Source organism: Deinococcus sp. (assembly GCF_018260405.1).
GTDB lineage: Bacteria > Deinococcota > Deinococci > Deinococcales > Deinococcaceae > Deinococcus.
Genome location: NZ_JAGLBG010000003.1, coordinates 62,718 through 85,193, shown reverse-complemented (window position 1 = coordinate 85,193; position 22,476 = coordinate 62,718). Strand labels below are relative to the sequence as shown.

Below are 22,476 nucleotides of genomic sequence, written 5' to 3'. Positions count from 1 at the left end.
GATGGTGCCGCCGTCGTCTTTACCCGTGCTGGCCGCGTCCGTGGTCACAGCCTCGCCAAAGAACTGGGCGTCAGCAACAAGGTGATGTCTGTTGAAGAACTGGCCCCTTTGTTGAACGTGGCCCTCGGAGCCAATGGCACCCGCCTGTGCGCCGTTCTAAAGTCCTACCAAGAAGGCGACAAAGTCATCATCGAAACCAATGAAACGGTGTGTAGTGCCGGAGAAGAGCAGGGCAGCAGCCGCCGCTGCACCTTTACGCTGGGCGCCGTTCAGGGCGCTCTCGAGGAAATCACGGGGAAAACCTACCTGGCCGAGCAGACCGATTCGGTGCTGGCTGGTCAGGCCACCGACAAGTTCGAATTCAGTGAATTCTAAACCGTAAATCTCGGGAGACAGGGCCTAGGCTGTCCTGAACCAGAGCGTGATGAACCCAGGGCATGCCGCCTCCTGGGTTCATCACGCTTTATGCATGAGCTGCCTCACAGCAACAAAGAGGACTGTCGGGCGTAGAGTTGCCGGGTGCCTGAGAGAGCGGCTAACAAAACAGGTGGCAGTCCGTATCAGGCTGCTAAGGTCAAAATACGAATCAAAGGAGTCACCATGTCAAAAACAATTTTTATTACCGGAGCCTCAACGGGCCTGGGGAAGGCCACAGCCGTTCTTTTCGCACAAAAAGGCTGGAAGGTTATAGCCACCATGCGTAAGCCTGAAGATGCGGGCGAACTGAGTCAGCTCGGAGGCGTCAGCGTGTTGCCGCTGGATGTCACCGACCCGGAGCAGATCAGCAGTACCGTGGCCAAAGCGCTGGAACTGGCCGACGTAGACGTACTGTTCAACAACGCGGGCTACGGTCTGGCTGGCCCCTTCGAGGGCGCCACCGACGAGCAACTGGTGCGGCAGCTCGACACCAACCTGCTGGGCGTCATGCGGGTAACGCAGGCTTTCTTGCCTCATTTCCGGATGCGCCAGTCGGGGCTGATCGTCACCACGACTTCTATCGGCGGCCTGGTCGCGTTCCCGTTCAACTCGGTCTATCACGCGACCAAGTGGGCGCTGGAAGGCTGGAGTGAAAGTCTGGCCTTCGAGCTGGCCCCTTTCGGCATTGGCGTCAAGACGGTATCACCGGGGGGGATTAAGACCGATTTCGCCGGGCGTTCACTGGTTCTGACCCAGCACGCGGCCTACGCCACCGAGCTGCAAAAAGCCATGTCACGGTTTTCCGACCCCCAGCGAACCCAGCAGGCCTCCACCGCCGAGCAGATTGCCAAAGTGGTCTGGGAAGCTGTGACAGACGGCCAGCAGCAGTTACGCTACGTGGCAGGCCGCGACGCGCAAGACCTGTACGCCCAGCGCCAGCAGGTCGGCGTAGAAGCGTTTCGCAAAGGCATTCAGCAGGCTTTTTTGGGTGACCCCACAGGCGAGAAGTAAGCTTTTACTCGGAGAGGTCTTTCTCACTCTGGAGGCGTGAACAGCCCCAGCACGGCGTCCAGACTGAGCGCCAGCAGCGCACTGAGAATGGCCCCTACCATGACCAGGGCAGTGTTTTGCTGCGAAAGACCGTTGATAATAAGCAGGCCCAGACCGCCCGCGCCCAGCGCCGCCCCGATGGTCGCCGTACCCACGTTGTACACCGTACTGATGCGGAGGCCAGCCAACAGTACCGGCAGGCTCAGCGGCAGTTCCACGCGCCACAGCCGCTGCCGCCCAGTCATGCCCATGCCCTCAGCGGCGTCTTTAAGGGCCGGGTCAACGGCCAGCAGCCCCGCAACGCCGTTCGATACCACCGGCACAAGTGCGTACAGCACCAACCCCAGCATGGTGGGTTTGACCCCTAGCCCCAGCGTCGGCACAGCCAGTGCCAGAATAGCTAGGGTAGGCACCGTCTGCCCGAGGCCGGTAAGCGCCTCGGCCAACCGCATCAGCGCCTCTCGGCCCGGACGGGTTACGGCCACCGCCAACGGTACGCCGAGCAGCACTACGGCGGCCTCGGCGGACAGCACAAAGCCCAGGTGAACCAGCGCCAGTTGCCACAGCGGTGTGCTCCCGGTGTCGGGCACCTCGCCGCCTGCCAGCGGGGCCAGCAGCCTGGGCAGCAGCCCCGGAACTACTCCGGCCAGCAGCAGCGCGGGCCAAAGCAGGGCGGGGAGCACGCGGCCCAGACTGCGCCGGGACCGGGCGACCAGCGTGGTCATCCGGCCTGCTCCAACGCCTGCCAACTGAGGACACCTTTGACCTGACCGTCCTCGCCCAGCACCGCCACGGCTCCGGCCCGTTCGCGCAGCATGATGCTCAGGGCGCTGCGGGCATTGAGGCGACCGTCTATTTGCGGCAAGCCAGTGGCGTCGCCCGGCTGCATCAGGTCAGCAGCTTTCAAGCCTGCCAGCTGGCGCAGCCGGGCGTCCTCACCCAGAAACTGCCTCACGAAGTCACTGGCCGGGCGGCGCACCAGATCGTCGGGGGTGCCAAACTGCGCCAGTGCTCCGGCGTTCATCAGCGCAATCCGGTCGGCCATACGCAGCGCCTCGTCGATGTCGTGCGTAACCATCACAATGGTTTTTTTTAACCGCCGCTGAATCTCCAAAAAGGCGTCTTGCACCATGTCGCGGGCCAGCGGATCAAGAGCACCGAAGGGTTCGTCCATCAGGAGTACCGGCGGGTCGGCGGCCAGGGCGCGGGCCACCCCCACGCGCTGCTGTTGCCCGCCCGACAGCTCGGCGGGCCTTCTCTGGGCAAAGCGGCCCGGTTCCAGGCCCACGAGTTCCAGCAGCTCCAGCACACGCTGTTGCGTCTGCGCCTTCGGCTGGCCCAGCAGGTCGGGCACCGTGGCGACGTTCTGCGCGACGGTCAGGTGCGGAAACAGTCCAATCTGCTGAATCACGTACCCGATGCGGCGGCGCAGCTGCTCAGGACGCTCCCGACGGGTATCCTGACCGTCAATCAGGATATGCCCGCCCGTCGGCTCGATCAGGCGGTTAATCATCCGCAGCGTGGTCGTCTTACCGCAGCCTGAAGGCCCCAGCAGGGCCGTGATTTCGCCGCTCGGAAAGCTTAGGCTGAGGTCTTTGACGGCGTAGAACTCGGCTCCCGTCTGCGGATTGGTATAGCGTTTTTCAAGGTGCTGGAGTTCAATCATGGTCAGCTCCGGAGGGGCGGTAAAAGAAGCGTCATGCGCGGCCCAGTCGCCGGGCCAGAACGCTTTCCAGGCCGCGCAGCAGCGTACTAAGCACAATGGCGAGTAAGGCTGCCGGAACCGCCCCCAGCAAAATTAGGTCACCTGCCCCGCTTTGCATCCCGCTGAAAATGAAGTAGCCCAGCCCGCCCGCCCCGATCAGCTGGGCCACGCTCGCCACGCCCACCAGCACGGCGGCGGCCTGCCGGAGGCCACTAAGCCACACCGGGAGGGCCAGCGGCAACTGCACGCGCCAAAAGCGCTGGTTGTCGGTCATGCCCATACCCCGCGCCGCGTCCAGCACGCCGGGCGACACGCCGCGCAGCGCAACCACCCCGTTTCTGAGAATGGGGAGCAGGGCGTACAACGTCATGGCGGTAAGCGCCGGAGCCGTGCCGATACCGCTGATCCCCATGGCCCGCAGCGCCGGAAAAGCGCTGGACAGTGCCGCCAGCGGCGCAATCAATAGGCCCAGCAATGCCAGACTTGGCACGGTCTGAATGCCGTTTGCCAGGCCCAGCACAGTGCCCGCCACGCGTTCACGGCGTGAAGCCCAGACCGCCAGCGGCGCACCGATAACCACCGCCAGCCCCAGCGCCGAGAGCACCAGCCGCAGATGTTGCGCCAGCTCCTGCACGAAGCGGCTTTGCTGAACGCCCAGTTCACGGATCACCGACCAGTGGCTCAGCTGGCCGCTGAGCACGGTGGCTAGCAGCAGCGGCAGCCAGAGCCAGGGCAGCCATTTCTGTACTGCGCCCAATCTGGCGGCCAGTACGCCCGCGCCGTACACCGCTATTCCTGCTCCCAGCAGCCACAACCACACGCCGCTGCTGGCACTGGCCCGCGCTAGGTCACTCTGACCCTGGAGCGCGGCCCCGGTGCGTGTGCCCAACCACCAGAACCCCAGCGCCAGGGCCACGCTCGCCAGCACGCCCGTCAGCCTGGGCCACACCCGCGCCGATACGGGCACAGCCAGCGCCAGCACGAGACCCAGCGCCAGATATGAGGCGGGCAGATGCAAATACTCCCCCTGCGCGATTCGGTTGGGGCGCAGCAGCACCCAGGGCAAAAAACAGGCCGCCAGCATGGGCAGAGCACCTAGCCAGAACACCGCCTGAAGATCGCCCGCCACCGCGATTTTCCGGTCGCGTGCTGCTGGGGCAGAGGAGAGGGCGGACAAACAGGAACCTCCTTGAGACGGCGAGATAAAAAAAGTGGTGAGTGGAACAGGTCGGCTCACTCACCACCTGGCGTGCCTAGCTTACTTGATCAGCTTTCTACTCTTGAGGTAGGTCGCCGCCACATCTGCCGGAGTCTTGCCCTCCAGCGCCACCTGACCGTTCAGCTTTTGCAGCGTCTTGGCGTCCAGCGTGCCAAAAACAGTATTGAGCAACCCGGCCACCTGCGGATTGTCCTTGAGGGTCGCGCTGCGGATAATCGGCGCGGGCTGATAGACCGCCTGTGCGCCTTTGGGGTCGGCTAGCGCAACCAGCTTCAGCGCGTCCAGGGTGGCGTCGGTGCCGTAGGCCATAGCAGCGTTCACACCGTTGGTGCCTGCCGAAGCCGCCTGCTGGGTCAGGGTCGGGGTCGCGCCCGCTAGCACCAGCTTCTGGTCGCCGCTGAGTTTGAAGCCGTAAACGCTCTCGAAGGCGGGCATAGTGTCGGGGCGATTAAAGAACTCCGGGCTTCCCGCAATCTTGAACTTGCCGCCGCCCTTCAGGAACGTGGCAAGGTTGGCGACACTGCTCAGCTTGTTGGCTTTGGCTAACGCTTCAGGCACCGCGATGACCCAGGTGTTGTTAACGTGAGCGGGCTTGAGCCAGGTGATCCCGTTTTTGCTGTCCAGTTGCCGGGCCAGGCCGTAGATCGTGCCGGGGTTGCCCGCCTGCTTGGGGGTGATTTTGGCCGCAGGAAAAAGGTAGACCGCGTTTCCGGTGTACTCGGGATACACGTCCACCTCGCCCGATGTAATGGCTTTACGAAGCACGCCGGTGTCGCCCAGCGAGGTCTTGTCGGTCACGCTCAGGCCAGCGTTTTTAAGGGTCAGCAGGATCATCTGCCCCAGAATCTGCGCTTCGGGATCCAGCTTGCTGCCCACCACGATGTTCTTGGCCGAGGCCACCGGAGCCAGGGCGAGGCTGAGAATCAGGCCAGTACGGATGATGCGTTTCATGGATGTTCCTCCAAGTGAGCCAGGGTAAAAAGGGAGCGCTGCCAGAGAACGGTCATTGACCCGGCGCGTCTGGCCTCAAAGTAAACAAGATAGACCCGGCCTAACTGCGAGTTGGGCCAGCATCCACTTATGGCTTCATTCATCTATAGAGTCCGGCACAAAAGAGGTGGGGCCTGATCCCTGATGACCAGACCCCGCCCCGCTTTATACGGATTTCATCTCCCAAATTGGGGATTCAACCGGAATCGGTACTACCTGAACTTTATTTACTTGCGCCGCATCCAGTGCTGCAAGGTTCCGACCACGCCGCGCCGGAAGAAGAGAACCACAAGCACAAAGACCAGCCCGGTCACGATTCCGGTGGGCAGGTTGGACGACGTGACCCGGTCTTGAAGCAGCGAGACAATCCCCGCGCCCACGACTGGCCCGAACAGTGTGGTGGTTCCGCCCAGCAGCGTCATCATCACGACTTCACCAGAGGTCTTCCAGTTCACGGCGTCGAGACTGACCACGCCGTGTCCGAAAACGTTCATGCTTCCGGCCAGCCCCGCCAGCGTAGCGCTGATGACAAAGGCGGTGAACTTGAAGCGGTTAGGGTTGTAACCGATGCTCTGGGCCCGCTGCTCGTTGTCGCGCACAGCCTTGAGCGTTTCGCCGAAAGGACTGCGGATAGCGCGGTAAGCGATGTAAAATCCCACGCCAAACAGAGCCAGGCAGAAGTAGTACCTTACCGTCGCGTTCGAGAAATCCAGTCCCATAAAATTGGGCCGCGCGAAGCCCTGGAGGCCGTTTTCCCCACCAGTAAAGTCGGTCCATTGCAGGGCCAGGAACGAGAGCATCTGCCCGAAAGCCAGCGTGATCATCGAAAAATAGATGCCTGCGCTGCGAACCGACAGAAAGGCGATGGGCACTGCCAGCAGCCCCGCCGAGAGTGTCCCGGCCAGCATCGCCACCGGCACGCTCTGGCCGTGGCCCAGCAGGTAGCCGGTCACGTATGCGGAGGTGCCCCAGAAGGCCGCGTGGCCGAAGCTGAGCAGCCCCGCGAAGCCGAACAGCAGGTCAAAAGCAACTGCGAACAGCCCCCAGGCCAGGACATCGAGCGCCAGCACCGGGTAGATCAGGCGCGGCAAAATCAGCAGCAGCAGGCCCAGGCCGACCAGCCACGCTGCGCGGTTGTGGCGGGCCGCCCGGCTCTGGCTCAGGGCATCGGTAGGGGCCGTCACCGTGTCCCCTCCGGCAGCCCGAACAGGCCCGACGGACGCACCAGCAGCACAATTGCCATGAGAATAAAGACCAGCGTGTTGGCGATGGGCGGATAGAGCGCCGCCCCGATAGCGGCCAGCACACCTACAGCAAACCCGGTGATGATGCTGCCCATGATGCTGCCCAGCCCGCCGATAACCACCACGGCGAAGGTCGTAATAATCAGTTCGGCGCCCATGTAGGGATCAACCGAGTAGATCGGGGCCGCCATGACCCCGGCCAACCCAGCCAGCCCCACCCCGACCCCGAACACGCCCGTGACCCACTTGCTCACGTCGATGCCGAAAGCGCGGGTGACTCCCGGATTTTCGGTACTGGCGCGGATAATGGCTCCCACACGGGTCTTTTCGATCACGAACCAGGTGATCAGGCAGATGACCAGCGCCAGCCCAATCACGAAAAGGCGGTACTTGGGAAACATGGTGAAGCCCAGGTTAACCACCCCGCTTAGCGAGTCGGGCGGCGTGTAGGGCGCACTTGACACGGCGAACTTGCTCAGCATGACCTGCTTCACGAGGTCCTGGGTGAGCAACGTCAGCCCGAAGGTCAGCAGCAGGTTGTAGCTGGCGTCCAGCCCGTAAAGGCGCTTGAGCAGCCCGCGCTCGATAAGCATGCCGACCACACCTACGATGACCGGGGCGATAATCAGCGAAGGCCAGAACCCCAGGTGCAGCAGCTGCCCCAGCGCGAAGGCCGTGAAGGCTCCCAGCATGTACAGCGCCCCGTGCGCGAAATTGACGATCCTTAGCATCCCAAAGATCACGGCGAGTCCCAGGCTGAGCAGCGCATAGAACGCGCCGTTTACCAGTCCGTTGAAGACTTGAATAAGCAGGAATTGGATCGTCATATCAGTTTAAAAGGAGCTGCCCGGTCTATACGGCGAGGCCAGGCCACCAAGGCCCTTTTTACATCTTGCACTTGCTCTCGGTCAGAGGCGTGAAAGCCTTGGCGGCTGGGATAGTCTGGAGGCGCTGGAAGTAGTCCTGCTCTTCTTTGGCCGCCGACTTGGGCTTGACCTGCACGGTGTACACGTCGAGGATCACGCGGTGGTCCTGTGGGCGGACCATGGCGTTGCGGGCAAAGAAGTCGCTAAACTTGTAGCCTTCAAGCGCCTTGACCACCGCTTCGCCGCTGTCGCTCCTGGCGCGTGATACGGCGTTCAGGTAGGTCATGGAAGCGCTGTAGACCCCGGCCTGCATGTAGGTGGGGAGCTTGCCGTACAGCTTCTTGTACTGCAGCGCCCAGACGCGGCTGCGGGCATCCAGGTTCCAGAACCACGGCACCGTAGCGATGGCTCCGGCAAAGGCGTCCTGACCTAGCGAGGAGATTTCTTGCTCACCCAGCAGACCGGTGCTCAGGCCGATGCCCTGCTTTTTCAGACCAAATTCGTTGTACTGCTTGACCACGTTCACGAGGTCGTTTCCGGCCTGCATAGTTCCGAAGATTTTGGGCTTGGCTGCCTGCACCTTCAGCAGGTAAGAGGAAAAGTCCGTGTTGGGAAAGGGAGTGGCGTCACTGCCCACGATCTTGCCGCCGTTCTCGGTGATGGCCGCCGTCATCTGCCGGTTAAGATCCTGACCGAAGGCGTAGTTGGGATAGATGATATACCAGCTGTTGCCGCCCTTTTTGGTCACGGTGGTGCCGGTGCCGTTGGCAAGCATGTAGTTGTCGTAGGCGTAGTGAAAGGTGTATTTGTTGCACTTCTCGTTGGTCAGAGCGGTGGTGCCCCCACTGACGATGATGACCGGAATCTTTTTATTCTTGCCGACCTCAGAGGCCGCCAGCGCCGCGCTGCTGGTCGGAATGTCAAGCAGCACATCAACGTGCTGGCGGTCGATCATCTCGGCGGCCTTGTTAGAGGCCACGTCGGCCTTGTTGTTGTGGTCCACACCGACCACGCTGACCTTGCCTGTAAATTCCTTGTGGGACTTCATGAAGTCGTCGGCGGCCATCTGGGCGGCCTTGACGCTGCCGGGGCCGGTCATTTCCGAGTACACGCCCGACATGTCGGTCAGCACACCGAGCTTGACGCCGTCGTCGGCGAGGCTCAGGGACTGTGCTCCGGCGAGGGTAGCGCCACAAAGCGAAAGGGTAGCGAGCAGCAGGTTGACTTTTTTCATGTTCAGTTCCTCCATAGGAAACAGCAGTGGAATGGCAGTGAAATTGGGAGTGCGGAGCGGCGCCTCACACGCTGAGATACTTCAGGAGGTCTTCACGCCGGGCCTCGACCTCATGGCGCTGGACTTCTTCGACGATCTGGCCGTCGACATAGACGTAATGCCGGTCGGCGAGGCGGGTGGCAAATTTGAGGTTCTGTTCGACGAGCAGCACGGCCAGACCTTCCTTTTGCAGCTCGGCGATAATCTGACCGATATGCTGCACGATGACCGGCGCGAGGCCCTCGCTGGGTTCGTCGAGCAGCAGCAGTTTGGGACCGCTGCGCAGTACCCGGACCATCGCCAGCATCTGCTGCTCGCCGCCCGAGAGCTTGCTGCCGGGGTGGTGCCCCCGCGCCTTTAAAATGGGGAACGCCTCGTAGACGCGCTCCATGGTCCAGCCGCCGGGCCGGGCCGGGGGCAATTCCAGATTTTCCTTGACGCTGAGGGTACTCATGATGGCACGTTCCTCAGGCACCCAGGCCAGGCCCCGCGCCGCGATGCGGTTGCTAGGCATCTTCAGGATGTCCTGGCCGTTAAATTTGAGGCTTCCGGTGCGGCTGCGCAGCACGCCCATGATGCTCTTGAGGGTGGTCGACTTGCCTGCGCCGTTGCGCCCGATCAGGCTAACGATTTCGCCGGGGTTGACGTGCAGGTTGATGCCGTGCAGCACATGACTCTGCCCATAAAAGGCATTGAGATCGCGCACTTCAAGCAGCGGCTGGACAGGGGGAGACACGGCGGTCATGCGTGGGCCTCGTCGCCCAGGTAGGCTTCGATGACCTGTGGGTCGCGCCGCACGTCGTCGTACTTGCCGCTGGCGATCACGGCGCCGTACTGCAAGACCGTGATCCGGTCGGTCAGTTCCGACACCACGCTCATATTATGTTCGACCAGGACGACCGTGCGTCCCCGGGCGACCTGCCGCACCAGTTCAATCACGCGGGCGATCCCTTCGGAACCCATGCCGGAAGTCGGTTCATCGAGCAGCAGCACCTTGGGGTTCTGGGTCAGCGAAATGCCGATTTCTAGCTGGCGCTTTTCGCCGTGCGAAAGGTCGGCGGCCAGGCGCGAGTACGAGTCGGCCAGCCCCACATCGGCCAGAATCGCGTCGGCCTGCGGCCCGAGGGCTTCGAGTTTGTGCAGCGGCGTCCAGAACTGAAAGGGCAGCCCGGAGGGACTTTGCAGCGCCACCAACACGTTCTCGCGGACGGTCATGGTTGGAAAGACGCTGCTGATCTGGAAGGAGCGCGACAGCCCGCGCCGCACAATCTGAAAGGGTTGCAGTGTCTCGATGCGCTCTCCGAAGAGGCGCACCTCGCCGCTGGTGGGTTTGAGAAAGCCCGAGAGCAAGTTGAAGAGGGTAGTCTTGCCCGCTCCGTTGGGGCCGATGATGGCGTGAATCTCGCCCTCCATGATGTCGAGCGTGACATCGTTGGTGGCGCGAAAGCCGTGAAACTCCTTGACGAGCTTGACCGTCTGGAGCGCCGTTGTTCGGGTGGTCGCTATGGTCATAGGCTAATGAGGAATGCCAGATGCATCTTTCTCCTGTTAAGATTTTCGATGTCCGATTTTAAGCACAAAGGCAGTGCGTCTTGCAACTACTTGGCACAGGGTCTTCCCTTCACCCTCTGAACGCAGGCTTGAAGCCACCACCTTTAGACACGCCTTTTGCAGCAGTAGTCCGGAACCTTCTGTGTTTCTGCCAAGACAGTGCCCATAAACCAAGACAGTGCCTATACACACGAGGTTTCAGCCCGTCTACCCTTGCAGGGGACTGGTACAGCTCGCACCGCGAGAGGTTAGGACTCGCAAGGCGCGGAGCGGGGGGGGATAACGCGAATGGCGTCCCAGACGAGTTAATTTAGCTTCACAGTTTTGTAGCGGTGAAAAGGTTCCGAACTACTGTCTTCGACTCGCCCCAGCTATCTTGTCGCCAGAACGTCAAATAGCAGTTCTGGGAACTTGTTTAGCTTCCCCCGCTCATTACAGACGTGCATGGCTTAAAAGCTCATGAAGTTTGCCCCGTCCCCGCCTCCCTGTGCCTGATAGCCTTAAGGGTATGTGGCAAGCCAACTCCGCCGTTCTCATCACCGACCTGGGCGACGAACTAGTGCTGATGCATCCCGAACGCAGTGAAATGTTCAGCCTCAACGCCGCCGGTAAACTCATCTGGCAGCAGCTGCCTGCCACGCTGGACAGCCTGAGCCACAGCCTGGAGCACACTTATGGCCTGACGCCTTCCCAGGCCCGGAGTGACGCCGAAGTCGTGCTAGAGCAGCTCAGAACCCGCGATCTGGTGAACTGCGTTTGAACAGCTGGAATAGCCTCGACGCGCAGGTTCAGAGCGAATTGACGCCAGCGCAAGACAGTGAGCTGCGTGCGCTGTGGGAAAATCCGGTGTTGCACTCGCAAGGTTCAGAGTCGCTAGCGCCTTCAGCACAGGCGGCAGTTGGCCTCCACTCAGGCAGACGCTCTATCGAGTTGCGCGGAGGCGTCCCGCCGCTGCCTGCCGGAGCCTCTTGCGCTTCGCTGACCCTGATGGACTCTCGTGTAGAGGCGGCCTGGAACGAGTCGCGGCTATGGCTTGATGACCTTTATACCGAGGTGGGCCAGCACAGTTCGCGGCTGCTTGTGGGCAAAGGCGGGGCCTCAGCGGCGGCGTGGGCGCTCGCGCTGACCGAGGTTCAGCGGGCTGGGGGCTGGCTGCCCCTGCACGCCGCCGTGGTCGCTCGTGGGGAAAAGGCCGTGGCTATTACCGGGGTCAGCGGCGCAGGCAAGAGTACAGCGACCCTGCGTCTGCTCGGGCTGGGCTTGCGGGTCATCTGCGAGGACCGGGCTTTCTGGCACGCCGCCAGTGGCGAGGTGCGGGGTCTGGACCGCTGGCTGCGTGCCTTCGATGACAGCGTGGACACCTTCGCGCCACAGCTGCGCGCTCAGGCACTGGCGCAGCGCGATATCAAGGGGAAACTGCTTGTGCCCTTGACGCCGGACGCCGGGGCCGCCCAACTGATAGAGATTCTGGCCCTAGGTGACGGCAACGTGATGAACAACGCCGGGCGGGTCAAACTGCTGTGGGAAACCACGGGCTATCCCCTGACCCGCCCAGCCCGCGACGCGGCGCAACACGGTGTGGGCCGTTTGTTGCCGCTGCTGCGGGCGCAGACTGTTACCCGCCAGACTGTACTTGGCGCCGTTCAGGAGCTGCTAGAGAGCTGATCGGAGCGGCTGGGTTGCGCCCCAGAGCGAGCAGGAAAGAAACGGCGTCTTCCACTCGGCAAAAAGATGGTCAAAAGAGCAGCATCTTTTTGAAAATGCTCTTAGTTCGTAACTGCTCAGCGCGTAAATTGGGGGAATTAGATAGTAAATCGCAGTAAGTTTATAGGCGGTGTCCTGGGAGGGCGATGTTCCCGACATATTCTTAGCCTGGATTTCGGTAAAAATTTAACTGGAGGCAGTTTTTCGCCGTGTTCATCGTGCTGAGTAGTTACCTTAGTTCAAGGCTGTATCAGGCGCTTGGGGGAAAGGTGAAGACCGCCTTGAAGCGCTGACGGTTTTCAGGTTCGTTGTACTTTTCCAGATTGCCCTGGTCATCCTCGACCCAGGCGTGCCCGGTGATACCGCCGCCTGCCCGCGTCACCCCACTGACAAAAACAGCGGGATGTCCGGCGCGGCGCAGCGAACGGTACGTGGCGTAGGCACGCGGCACACAGACGCCCAGGCGGCGCTGCCTGGGATAAAAGAGCCGGGTCCACCATGACACCGCCACGACGCGGTCATCGACCGACCGGGCGTCGAGGCGGTGCGGCGGGGCCAGTGGGGTCCAGCGGGCCAGCGGCCTGCGCGGATCGCCGCTGCGGCGAAGCGCCCACCAGGCCGCTGCAACGTCCAGCAGCGCCCCCGGCAGATGATGAATAACCCGCCTCAGCACCAGGGCGCGGCTTTGCCAGAGTCCCCGCCGCGCGTTCAGGCCGTCTGCCGCCAGGGCCGCGTGAATGATGGGCCGGGTCTGCTGGATATCCAGCACCAGCCGCTGCCGGGCCGGGTCGCAGATTTGCGTAAAAGCTGCCCAGGTGGCCGCGCCGCCCAGCTGCTCAGCGTGCTGGCGCAGGGTGTCGGCACTTAGGGCATGGTTACACGCCAGCAGGTGCAGATCGAGGTAATCGGCGGGTTTCACGCCGCCCGTGTCGCCGCCCCAGCTGCGGGCCAGGGCGATATTCAGCACGGCAGCGTCGCGGGGATCGGGAAGCCACACGGGCAGTCCCTGCCAGTCACAGCGCCGCGCCCTGGCGCGGAAGCCGTGCGTGAGCGCCCGCAGGCGTGCGGCTCCCGCGCCGGTATTTTCCGCGATGACCCAGCGGTGAACGTCGAGGCGCACATTCCTGTCTGGGCTGTACAGGTGCATGGTTTCGTGGGTCCACAGCTCCGGGTCGGCGTGCTGGCCGTCGCTGCGCCAGCCGTGCGCCAGGGCGATGTGCGCGGCCCGCATGACAGTGGCCAAGTCTTCAGGCAAAAGGAGGTCCACGTCACCATAAAAACGTTCTCCCGGCGTGGCGTACTCAAATTCGGCGAGGGCAAAGCCCTTGAACAGCAGCGCTTCTATGCCCTCAGCGGCCCACGCGGCCAGCAACGGGCGCAGTTCGGCGCGAATATGCGCGTGGCGCAGCGACAGATCCAGCGCCTGCTGGCGCAGTGGCCCCCGCAGCAGGTGGTCTTCAGGCAACTGGGCACGGACAGCTCCACCCAGTCCGGCGCCCAGGACAGCGCTCAGGTCGGTGGGCTGAAGGGTGCCGGGTGAGGTCAATACACGCACGAGGGTTTGACTGCGGTCCTGAGTAGGCATCCCACCAATCTATTGAAGTTCTGTCAGGCGCACAGTCCCCCGGAAGGGGCTGAGGACCACAAGCCAGCGCACAGGTGCCGATGTCTGGTGAGACCAGACCTTGCCCTGACACCCGTAGCCTACTTTCAACCCCTAGTAAGAGGAAAGTCAGACTCCGGCTGGCCTAACGCCAGCCACTTGACCTCAACTGCTTGAACTCAGCCACTTGACCAAGGAAGGCCGAAAATGACTAACCGCCTGAAAACGACCCCGCTCACCTGGTCGCTCCTAACTGCCCTGCTGCTGGCCGGGTGTGCCCAGCACAGCGCCGCCCCCGCGCCAACACCGGCTGCTCACGCGCCGACCACGCCCAGCACCACGGCCCAGCCTGCTAAACCCGTGCTCACGGCGGGCCGCACCTACGAACTCCAGTTCAAGCGTGACGGTCAGGGCAAACTGGTGTCGTCGGTCATTACGCCGGGCCAACTTGGTGCTCAGGCCACCCGCATGACTGACGCGCCGCTGGCGTTCAGCTACGTATCGTCGGGCACGCTGAACATGAACGGGCAGTGGTATGTGCGCGTGACCTACCACGTCACCAACCATTCGGGACAGCCTATCAGCAACCTGGGCTTCGTGCCGCTGGACACCGACGCTGCCCCCAGTGCTACGCCCGCCACCACCCCGACCGTGGGCGCAACCTACTTCAAGGACCTTAAGCATTTCGACGGCTCGGACGCCTCTGGCCAGGCGGCTTCGCTGGTTGCGATTCAGGCGCGTGACGCCAGCGGCGCAGTGGACAGCGCGGCCACGCCCTATGTGCCAATTAACACCAGTGGCCTGGGCGTCAACCTGCCCACGGGTCTGGTTCTGGGGACGGGCGGCCTCTCGGGGAGCGGCTGGCAGACGGGCAGCACCCTGGCCCCCGGAGCCAGCAGCGACGTAACTTTTGCCACCCAGATGCCTGCCGTGTCCGGCACCACCGACCCGTTTTTCTATACTGTAGTCTTTACGGCGGTGAGCAACATAGACGTGCCCGTGGCGATTGCCCCGCAGGCCGGAGCCAACCCCAACGTGAAGCTGCCTGCCAGTGGCCCCGCCTACGTGACTGGCACCATCGGCGACCCTACTGACCCGGCCTCGGTGCAGGGCCTGAACTTCACGGTGGCTGCCAGCGACACCGATGCGGCGGGCCTGAATGTCACCGCGACCAGCAGTGATTCCAGCGTGGCAACGGTCAGCCTCAGCGGCAGCGGCGCGAACCGCACCCTCAAGATTGCCCCCCAGAAAGCAGGTTACGCCGACATCACCGTCACGGTGGCCGACGGCACCCGCGCCAGCGCCAGCTACACTGTCAAATACGCGGCCAGTCAGGCAGCGGGAGCCACAGCCAGCACGCGCTTTTTTAGCAATGAGAGCAATGCTTCCAGTGCCCAGGATTTGGGCGGCTACATGTTGGTCGCCGACGACGAGTTCAATACCCTTAACCTGTACCCCACCACGACCTCCAGTGCGCCGCTGGCGAAGTTCGATTTCACCTCCAGCCTCAACCTGACCGACACGGCCAACCCGGAGATTGACCTGGAAGCCAGCGCCCGCCTGGGCAACCGGATTTTCTGGCTGGGATCCGAGAGCAACAGCAAGAAGGGCGCGGTCCGTACCAACCGCAACCGCGTGTTCGCCACCGACGTGAGCGGCAGCGGCGCGGCCACCACCCTGAGCTACGTGGGCCGTTATGACCGCCTGCGTGAAGACCTGCTGGCTTGGGACCATGCCAACGGCGCGGCGCTGGGGCTGAACACCAGCGCCGCGCCGGGCGTGATTCCCGAACTGGATGGCGTGGGCTACAACATCGAGGGGCTGGCCTTTAAGCCGGGCACCACTACCGCGTATATCAGCTTCCGTGCGCCGCTGGAAACGACCAGCAGCCGCAACCTGGCCTTGATTGTGCCGGTGACCAACTTTGTCGACCTGGTGACGGGCGCGGCCAGCAGCGCCACTTTTGACCCGCCCATTCAGCTCGACCTGGGTGGGCGGGCCATCCGCGAACTCAAGTGCAACGGCCAGGGCTGCCTGATTCTGGCCGGGCCAGCCACGAGCGGCAGCAACTTCGCGCTGTACTCGTGGTCGGGCAAGGCGGGCGACGCGCCCCACCTCCGCAACGACCTCCAGAGTCTGGCGACCAGCATGGACGGCAGCCTGGAAAGCATCGTGAATATGCCCGCCGTGAACCCTGACAGCGAGGCGCTGACTGGGCAGACCCTGCAACTGCTGACCGACAACGGCGACAGCGTGTTCTACGGTGACGGCATCGTGGCTAAGGATCTGGTAGGCCCCGCCCAGGACTGGCAGAAGTTCCGCGCCGAGACTGTGACCGTTGGCGCTTTGCCCGCCCAGAGCTGCACGGTCAGTAACCTGACCATTACCCCGGCCAGCCCCACGCTTACTGTGGGCAGTACCCAGACCTTTACGGCCAGCTACACCACCACGCCCAGCAACTGCACCGTCTCTGTTACCTGGAGCAGCAGCAACAGCAGCGTCCTAAGTCTGACCAGTGCGGGGCAGGCCACCGCCGTCGCCGCAGGCAGCGCGACCATCACTGCGGGAGTGACCCCTGGCAGCGGCGCGCCGGTCAGCGCCACGACCACCGCGACGGTCAATGCCCCTACCAGCCCAGTGACCAGCCTGCCCAACGTGTCGGTCTACCGCGTGGGCGACGGCGGCGCGGCGCTGGCTAACACTGGGAACGCCGTCTTCGTAGAGACCTACAACGGCAACGATGGCAGCCTGGTGAGCAGCGTGGCCCTCCCCACCGCCGCCAGCGGCAGCAACAAGCCGCTTATCGCCAGCGGCACGGCGACCAGTGAGGGCCTGCTCTCGCGCTCGGCTGACGGTCACTTTCTGGTACTGACCGGCTACGGCACCACGGCGCCCTACAGCGCCAGCCTGTCAGGAACCAAGTCCAGTGCTGTGCCACGTACCATCGGGCGCATCGATGCGCAGGGCAACGTGGACACCACGACCTCGCTGACCGACGCCGTGAGCGGCAACAATCCGCGCAGCGTTGCCAGCGCCAACGGCAGCAGCTTCTATATTGCGGGCGGGGCGGGCGGCGTCAACTACGCGCCGCTGGGGGCCACCACCTCCACGAACATCCTGGCGACCCCGGCCAACCTGCGCCAGCTCAACATCTACGGCGGCCAGCTCTACGCCTCCAGTTCGGTCACCGGCACCAAGGGCGTGCTGAGCATCGGTAGCGGCCTGCCAAGCACCCCCGGCCAGACCGCTGCCCGCCTGCCCGGTCTGAGCGATACCCTGAGCGCTGACAGCTACAGCTACTACTTGGCTGACCTAGACGGCACGCCCGGCCTGGACACGCTGTATGTCGCTGACGGCACGGCGGCCAACGGCCTCGAAAAATTCAGCCTTCAAAGCGGCAGCTGGGTCACCTCCGGCGCAGCCAGTGGTAAGTATGTGGGCCTGACCGGAGCGCAGCAGGGCAACAGCGTGACTCTGTTCGCCACCAACGCGGCGGGCACTCAGCTGGTCAAACTGACCGACGCCAGCGGCTACCTGGGCAGCCTCAGCGGCGCGCCCACCGTGCTAACCACCGCCAAGACTAACACCGCCCTGCGTGGCGTGGCCCTGGCCCCCACCCCCTGAGCTTTGTGTTTAAACCCAACAGACCCTTTTTGGAGTAAATGACATGATGAAAACCAGCACTGCACAGCCCACGCCGCAGCCCACGTATACGCCTCCCAAAGTACAGAACCTGGGCCGCTGGCAGGCCGTGACCCTGATTTACAGCCTGCCGATCGGCCCCGGCACCTCGGGTCTGGTGCCCACGCCTACAATCACCTACTGAAGACCTGACGCGCAAAGGGAGCCTACGGGAAGAGTTATCTTTCCCTAGGCTCCCTTTATCAGTGGCGCAGACCGTTTTTGGGCGACTCCGCTCAATTCCGGCGCAACCAATTGTGCCTCTATGGGCGCACCGAGCGCAGGCGGGCGTAGCCCCCGGCCACCCAGTTGAGTGGGCAAAGCCCAGGCCGGGGGTGGTGCTTGTGCAGTTCGTGCACCGTGAGCCACAGCTTGCGCCGTCCTGACACATGCGCTCGCTGCGTCAGGTTGTCGTAGTCGTTCGCTCTCACCTCCTCCAGAATCCCGGCGTAGAGGCGGGCGGCCACCGCCACCCCGTACCTGGCCCGGCCTTCAAGTTGCGCGACGCCCTGCCAGCCCTGCGCGTACCACTCATGGGCCAGTAAGGTCAGGTGCTCCACCAGTGCCTGGTACTGCGAGGTCACGCGGCCCGCCTTCAGGTCACCCACGTTCACTCCGTATTCGGCCAGTAACTCGGCGGGCAGATACAGCCGCCCCAGTCGCAAATCCTCGCCTACGTCGCGCAGGATGTTGGTCAGTTGCATGGCCTTGCCCAGTGCCAGTGCCGAGCGCAGGGTGTCATCGCCCCCCCGGTAGCCCCCGATAGGCGCGATCATGAAGCCCACCACGCCCGCGACCCGGCGGCAGTACAGTTCCAGGTCGGCCAGAGTGGCGTACTGTTGCCCAGCCAAATCCATGCAAAAGCCCGCATACAGCTCCGCAAAGGCCGAGAGCGGCACCGGGTAGCGGGCGAAAGCCCAGGCCAGCGCCAGCTCCATGTCGTTCTGGCCCGGCTTGCCAGCGTGAGCCGCCTGCACCTGCGCCCACCAGCCGTCCAGCTCGGTCTGCGCCTGACTGAGAGGTTTGCCGGAGTCGGCGATGTCGTCCCCGACCCGGCAAGCCGCGTACACCGCCCAGACCGCCTCACGCTGGCCGCGCGGATAGAGCAGCGAACCACGGTAAAAAGTGTGGCTGTGGATGCGCGTGACCTCGCGGCACCAGGCCAGGGCGGAATTTGGCGGGCTGACGGTGGGCGGCGCAGGCGGCTGTGAGGGCATAAAGTCTCCGCAGGGGGCAGGAACGGAAAAAGGGGCAGTAGGGGCGAGGCCAGAACTACCTGATTTTAGCCCAGAAAGCGTCCAGTGCGGCCTTCGTCTCACTCATCTTTTCCCAGTGGGCCAGCCCGTCGGTATCTGGAATCCTGACCACCGTGGCGTTGGGCTGCTGCGCGAACTGCGGCAGGCGCTCAAAGGACACAAAGCCGTCTTGGTCATACAGCACCAGCGTTGGCGTGGTCAGTTTGCTGTACAGGTCTCCGTAAGCGTCGGGCGTGAACAGGCGGCCACTCACGAAGTGCAGCGGCGCGTACTTGGCTCCGGGCTGGCGGGTGGTCTCCATGGCGTAGTCAATCAGGTCGCCGGGCACCGGCCCCCGGAAGCTGCGGCTCAGGAAATAGTGGATGCTGGGCCGGGTGCGCAAGGCGGCGTACAGCGGACTGCCAATGGCGCTGAGGCGGTTATACCGCTCGCTGCTGTTCGCGCTCTGGCTGGACCCTCTTGGCTGGCTAAAGCCGCTGGGCGAGAGCAGGGCCAGCGATTTGATACGCGGCTCACTCAGGGCGGCGCGAGCAGCAAACTCGCTGCCCAGGCTTAGGCTGACCATATCCACATCGGTTCCCAGTTCGGCCACCAGGGCGCGGAGGGCCGAGGTCATCAGCTCTGGGGTGTACTGCACGTCGCGGCGCTCACTGCTGCCGAAGCCGGGAAATTCCAGCGCGTAGACCGGGCGGGTGCCGACGTAGGTGTCCCACAGGGGTTTCATCTCGTAGGCGCTGCCTGCGGCGTTAATGGAGTGCGCCAGCACCAGTGGGCGACCCGTGCCACGCGAGTCGGCGTAATACACGATCTTGCCGAAGCCGGGCAGATTCAGACTGCGGCGCTCGCCACTTAGGGCAGGGCGCAAGAGATAACCATCGGCACCAGGCCGGGCGGTCTGAGCAGGCGCACAGCTGCTCAAGAGGAGGCCGCCCGCAACCATAAGGGCGAGGGGCAACAGGAGTTGACGCTTTCTCATGCCCTCAATCTATGAGTCGGGTATTGAATAGTCAAGATTGACCAATTAGAGTTAAGGAACTGTGGCTGACCTCATTTCTCTTCCTGCCCTTCCTGACGATGAGCGGGTGCTGCTACTGCTGGGGCTGCTGAGCGCGCAGGAGCGGCACGGCTACGAAATCAACGACTTTATCAGTCGGCAACTGGGCTGCGTGATTGACCTTAAAAAGGCGACGGCCTACCAGCTGCTGGACCGGCTGGAGCAGCACGCCCTGATTGCCAGCCACCCCGCGCAGCACGGAGCGCGGCCCACCCGCAAGGTGTACCGGCTGACCGAGGCGGGGCACGCGCATTTCCTCGAACTGCTCAAGGCCCGGCTGGCACACGAGGAAGTCCTGATTCTGCCGGGCAGCGTGTCCCTCATATTCTGCGAGCACCTGCCCGCCGCCGAGCGATTGATGGCCGCGCAGGAGCGGCTGGCGCAACTTGAAGCCCGCGTGGCGATGCAAGAACGCCTGCTGGAGCTGCCTGGCCTCCCGCAGAGCATGAAACGGCCCAAAACCCGCCTCCTGGCCCTGACCCGCGCCGACCTGGAGTGGCTGCGCGGCTGGGTCGGCGAACTGGAACGCGGGGAGGTGGCCCCGTGAACCGCCTGACCCGCGCCCAGCGCAGCAATTTTGTGCCACTTACCGCCTGGGGCTACCGCTGGTGGCGAGCGCGTTCGCTGATGCTGCTCAGCGGCGAAAAGTTCAGTCTGGAGCGCGAGAGGCGGCTCTTTCTGGGTCTGGCGCAGCCTTTGCCGGGCGAACACTGGCTGGATGTCGGCACCAGCACCGGCTTTTACGCTGGCGTACTGGCGCGGGCCGGGTGCCGAGTAGACGCGCTGGACATCAGCCCGGCCATGTTGCAAGCGGCGCGGCGGCGGGAGCGGGGCGCGGTGAACTGGCTGTGTCTGAATGCCGAAAAGACTGGCCTGGAGGCGGGAAACTACGACGGTCTGACCATCGGCGCGACCCTCAACGAGACGGCTGACCCGGCGGCTTTGCTGCGCGAGGCGGCGCGATTGCTCAAACCGGGCGGGCGGCTGTGGCTGATGTACGCGGCGAGTGGCGGCGGCCTGGGTCAGCAGATTCTGGCCAGACTGGGCGGCCTGACCTTCCCCGACCTGAGCTGGATTGAGCGCCAGGTGCCGGAGCTGCGGCTGACCCACGCGGCCCACTTCGGGCAGGTAGAATTTGCGCTGCTACAAAAGGAGAAGCGTGCCACGCCCCAAATTTGACTACACCCTCAACTACGCCGAACTGAATTTGCGCCAGCAGCCGGAGCTTTACCGCGTGGGCATCGGGGAACAGGGCGTGCTGCTGGTGCAACCCTACAAGGGCGAGATTTTGCCCTACTGGAAGTTCGCCACCCCTGAAAAGGCCCGCGAGAGCAGTGAAAAAATCTACGGCCTCTTTCTGGAGTACCTGGCTGCCGGGGACTTTGTGGGCGCGGACATGGCCCGCAAGTTTCTCCAGATGGGCTACACCCGCGCCCGGCGCTACGCCAACCACAAAGGCGGCAAAAAGTATGATGGCCCCGTCCCTGACGACAAGAAAGGTCAGTCGGGAGCGCATGGCCGCGCCGAGTTACCCCGCGCCCCCGAAGACCCGGTCAAGGCCGAGGCCGCCCGGATTTTTAAGGCGAAATGGGACGAGGCCGAGGCCAACCCCGAGTACGCCACGCAGAAAAAAGAGTGGAAAGGGCGTTACGGTTGAACACATTACCGGTGCCGCGCGCCGAGGGCCGACTGGGCCACCTGCCACGCTGGGGCGCGGAGCCTCTGCCACTGCTGGAAGAAGGTGCGGCGCTGGCGGGGCGCCGGGGACTTTTCGGGCTACAACTAGGGCTGCGTGCAGTGGTGGGCTTCTCGCCCGAGTGGAACAGAAAGCTGCTAGGTGACCTGGAGACCTTCCGCAGCGTGGGCAGTTTCTCGCGGCTGGTGCCCCACCTGGCGGGCGGTATCATCCTGACCGACGCGCCGGAACATGCTGGGCGGCGGCGTGAACTGAACCCCGGTTTTTCGCGCCCAGAGGTAGGAAACCTAGTGGACGCCATGCGAGTGGCCATGCCGCCCATGCCCCGGCAATATGACGCCCTGGCCTGGGCCGACCTCGCCGCCCTGAAAATGCTGAATGCTGCGTACTTTAGCGGCGAGTTTGACGAAGGTCTGCTGCACACCTTTCTGGCCCCGCTGCGCCGCGCCTTTCCGGTGCCGATACTGCCGCAACCGCTGACCCGCTGCCGGGTGGACGCCGAGTTGCGCCGACTGGCCCAGCGGCGCCGGAGTGCGCCGCGTCCCGACCTGCTGACTTTTTTGCTGGGCGTTCCAGACGGCCTGACGGAAGCCCGGATTTCGCTGGCGGCGGCGCACGATACCGTGACTCACGCGCTGGCCTACTGCCTGTGGTACGCGGCCTGCTGTGCGCGGTGGCCCACCCCCCAGCAGCATCCCGCGCTGCTCAAGGAAGTGCTGCGGCTGTACCCGCCCGGCTGGATGGGCAGCCGCCGGGTGAGCCGGGATTTGGTGTGGGAGGGCATTCACATCCCCAAAGGCACGCTGGCGCTGTATGCGCCGTATCTGTCGGGGCGTGACCCGGTGCTGTGGGACGCTCCACGGGACTTTCAGCCCGAACGCTGGGCATCCAAGCCGCCCGCCTGGGCTTACCTGCCCTTCGGCGGCGGCGAGCGCACCTGCCTGGGAATGCACCTGGCGCAAAGTTTGATTCTGACCGTGCTGGCGCAGACTCCGCCGCTGCGGGTACGCTGGGGCCGGCCCACGCCGCAGCCGGGCCTGACGCTGGGGCCGCGTGGCCCACTGTGGCTGGAACACCGCTAAACTAGCGCGGGGTCAGTACCGGTGTCAGGCAGTGCCGCGCTTGAAGCAGCCACAGCCGCGCCAGGGAGCCGCCCACCACTCTTGG

At 63.7% G+C, this 22,476-nt stretch carries 22 protein-coding genes; 10 read left to right on the top strand and 12 right to left on the bottom strand.

Annotated elements, in window-relative coordinates:
- Both QZ269_RS01190 and QZ269_RS01185 read left to right on the top strand, forming a co-directional pair.
- Positions 1–375, top strand: a 375-nt coding sequence (locus QZ269_RS01190) for a hypothetical protein (RefSeq protein WP_291423415.1), incomplete at its 5' end; no start/stop codon positions are given.
- Between the two features lie 225 nt (positions 376–600).
- Positions 601–1,428 (top strand): SDR family oxidoreductase, encoded by an 828-nt coding sequence (locus QZ269_RS01185; protein WP_291423413.1) that lies wholly within the window; start codon positions 601–603, stop codon positions 1,426–1,428.
- 23 nt (positions 1,429–1,451) lie between these two features.
- Here QZ269_RS01185 and QZ269_RS01180 read toward each other — a convergent pair whose 3' ends face one another.
- The 9 genes from QZ269_RS01180 to QZ269_RS01140 all read right to left on the bottom strand — a co-directional run bounded on the left by QZ269_RS01180 (position 1,452) and on the right by QZ269_RS01140 (position 10,276).
- Positions 1,452–2,192 carry an ABC transporter permease gene (locus tag QZ269_RS01180; RefSeq protein ID WP_291423411.1) on the bottom strand — a complete coding sequence of 247 codons (741 nt, stop codon included), beginning with the start codon at positions 2,190–2,192 and terminating at the stop codon, positions 1,452–1,454.
- Positions 2,189–3,133, bottom strand: a complete 945-nt coding sequence (locus tag QZ269_RS01175; protein ID WP_291423409.1) for an ABC transporter ATP-binding protein — start codon at positions 3,131–3,133, stop codon at positions 2,189–2,191. Before QZ269_RS01175 ends, QZ269_RS01180 begins: the two co-directional genes overlap by 4 nt.
- A 31-nt stretch (positions 3,134–3,164) precedes the next feature.
- Positions 3,165–4,349: an ABC transporter permease gene (locus QZ269_RS01170; protein WP_291423407.1), complete on the bottom strand. Its 1,185-nt coding sequence runs from the start codon at positions 4,347–4,349 to the stop codon at positions 3,165–3,167.
- 81 nt (positions 4,350–4,430) lie between these two features.
- Positions 4,431–5,342: a glycine betaine ABC transporter substrate-binding protein gene (locus QZ269_RS01165; protein WP_291423405.1), complete on the bottom strand. Its 912-nt coding sequence runs from the start codon at positions 5,340–5,342 to the stop codon at positions 4,431–4,433.
- A gap of 266 nt (positions 5,343–5,608) precedes the next feature.
- Positions 5,609–6,565 carry a branched-chain amino acid ABC transporter permease gene (locus QZ269_RS01160; RefSeq protein ID WP_291423403.1) on the bottom strand — a complete coding sequence of 319 codons (957 nt, stop codon included), beginning with the start codon at positions 6,563–6,565 and terminating at the stop codon, positions 5,609–5,611.
- Positions 6,562–7,452 (bottom strand): branched-chain amino acid ABC transporter permease, encoded by an 891-nt coding sequence (locus QZ269_RS01155; protein ID WP_291423401.1) that lies wholly within the window; start codon positions 7,450–7,452, stop codon positions 6,562–6,564. Before QZ269_RS01155 ends, QZ269_RS01160 begins: the two co-directional genes overlap by 4 nt.
- 58 nt (positions 7,453–7,510) lie before the next feature.
- Positions 7,511–8,725, bottom strand: coding sequence for an ABC transporter substrate-binding protein (locus tag QZ269_RS01150; RefSeq protein WP_291423399.1), 1,215 nt, complete (start codon positions 8,723–8,725; stop codon positions 7,511–7,513).
- 64 nt (positions 8,726–8,789) lie between these two features.
- A complete protein-coding gene (locus QZ269_RS01145; RefSeq protein ID WP_291423397.1) occupies positions 8,790–9,509 on the bottom strand; it encodes an ABC transporter ATP-binding protein in 720 nt (239 codons plus the stop codon).
- Positions 9,506–10,276 carry an ABC transporter ATP-binding protein gene (locus tag QZ269_RS01140; RefSeq protein ID WP_291423395.1) on the bottom strand — a complete coding sequence of 257 codons (771 nt, stop codon included), beginning with the start codon at positions 10,274–10,276 and terminating at the stop codon, positions 9,506–9,508. Before QZ269_RS01140 ends, QZ269_RS01145 begins: the two co-directional genes overlap by 4 nt.
- A gap of 547 nt (positions 10,277–10,823) precedes the next feature.
- Between QZ269_RS01140 and QZ269_RS01135 the strand changes: the two genes are divergently transcribed.
- Both QZ269_RS01135 and QZ269_RS01130 read left to right on the top strand, forming a co-directional pair.
- Positions 10,824–11,075: a PqqD family protein gene (locus tag QZ269_RS01135; RefSeq protein ID WP_291423392.1), complete on the top strand. Its 252-nt coding sequence runs from the start codon at positions 10,824–10,826 to the stop codon at positions 11,073–11,075.
- The gene (locus QZ269_RS01130; RefSeq protein ID WP_291423390.1) at positions 11,072–11,980 is read left to right on the top strand and encodes a hypothetical protein; all 909 of its coding nucleotides are present in this window, start codon (positions 11,072–11,074) and stop codon (positions 11,978–11,980) included. Before QZ269_RS01135 ends, QZ269_RS01130 begins: the two co-directional genes overlap by 4 nt.
- Before the next feature lie 289 nt (positions 11,981–12,269).
- Here QZ269_RS01130 and QZ269_RS01125 read toward each other — a convergent pair whose 3' ends face one another.
- Positions 12,270–13,604, bottom strand: coding sequence for a lasso peptide biosynthesis B2 protein (locus QZ269_RS01125; RefSeq protein ID WP_291423388.1), 1,335 nt, complete (start codon positions 13,602–13,604; stop codon positions 12,270–12,272).
- A gap of 225 nt (positions 13,605–13,829) precedes the next feature.
- On the opposite strand from QZ269_RS01125, the gene QZ269_RS01120 reads away from it, so the two are divergent.
- Positions 13,830–17,246: a DUF3616 domain-containing protein gene (locus tag QZ269_RS01120; RefSeq protein WP_291423386.1), complete on the top strand. Its 3,417-nt coding sequence runs from the start codon at positions 13,830–13,832 to the stop codon at positions 17,244–17,246.
- Positions 17,247–17,289: 43 nt separating this feature from the next.
- The gene (locus QZ269_RS01115; protein WP_291423385.1) at positions 17,290–17,448 is read left to right on the top strand and encodes a hypothetical protein; all 159 of its coding nucleotides are present in this window, start codon (positions 17,290–17,292) and stop codon (positions 17,446–17,448) included.
- Positions 17,449–17,566: 118 nt separating this feature from the next.
- Here QZ269_RS01115 and QZ269_RS01110 read toward each other — a convergent pair whose 3' ends face one another.
- Both QZ269_RS01110 and QZ269_RS01105 read right to left on the bottom strand, forming a co-directional pair.
- Positions 17,567–18,520 carry a phytoene/squalene synthase family protein gene (locus QZ269_RS01110; RefSeq protein ID WP_291423383.1) on the bottom strand — a complete coding sequence of 318 codons (954 nt, stop codon included), beginning with the start codon at positions 18,518–18,520 and terminating at the stop codon, positions 17,567–17,569.
- Positions 18,521–18,575: 55 nt separating this feature from the next.
- Positions 18,576–19,535 carry an alpha/beta hydrolase gene (locus QZ269_RS01105; protein WP_291423381.1) on the bottom strand — a complete coding sequence of 320 codons (960 nt, stop codon included), beginning with the start codon at positions 19,533–19,535 and terminating at the stop codon, positions 18,576–18,578.
- A 61-nt stretch (positions 19,536–19,596) separates the two neighbouring features.
- Between QZ269_RS01105 and QZ269_RS01100 the strand changes: the two genes are divergently transcribed.
- The 4 genes from QZ269_RS01100 to QZ269_RS01085 are packed head-to-tail and all read left to right on the top strand — an operon-like array spanning position 19,597 to position 22,391.
- A complete protein-coding gene (locus tag QZ269_RS01100) occupies positions 19,597–20,160 on the top strand; it encodes a PadR family transcriptional regulator (RefSeq protein ID WP_291423380.1) in 564 nt (187 codons plus the stop codon).
- Positions 20,157–20,792: a class I SAM-dependent methyltransferase gene (locus QZ269_RS01095; RefSeq protein ID WP_291423378.1), complete on the top strand. Its 636-nt coding sequence runs from the start codon at positions 20,157–20,159 to the stop codon at positions 20,790–20,792. The genes QZ269_RS01100 and QZ269_RS01095 overlap by 4 nt, the downstream gene beginning before the upstream one ends.
- A complete protein-coding gene (locus tag QZ269_RS01090) occupies positions 20,773–21,270 on the top strand; it encodes a DUF4385 domain-containing protein (protein WP_291423376.1) in 498 nt (165 codons plus the stop codon). The genes QZ269_RS01095 and QZ269_RS01090 overlap by 20 nt, the downstream gene beginning before the upstream one ends.
- A complete protein-coding gene (locus QZ269_RS01085; protein ID WP_291423374.1) occupies positions 21,267–22,391 on the top strand; it encodes a cytochrome P450 in 1,125 nt (374 codons plus the stop codon). Before QZ269_RS01090 ends, QZ269_RS01085 begins: the two co-directional genes overlap by 4 nt.
- The last annotated feature ends 85 nt before the right edge of the window (positions 22,392–22,476 follow it).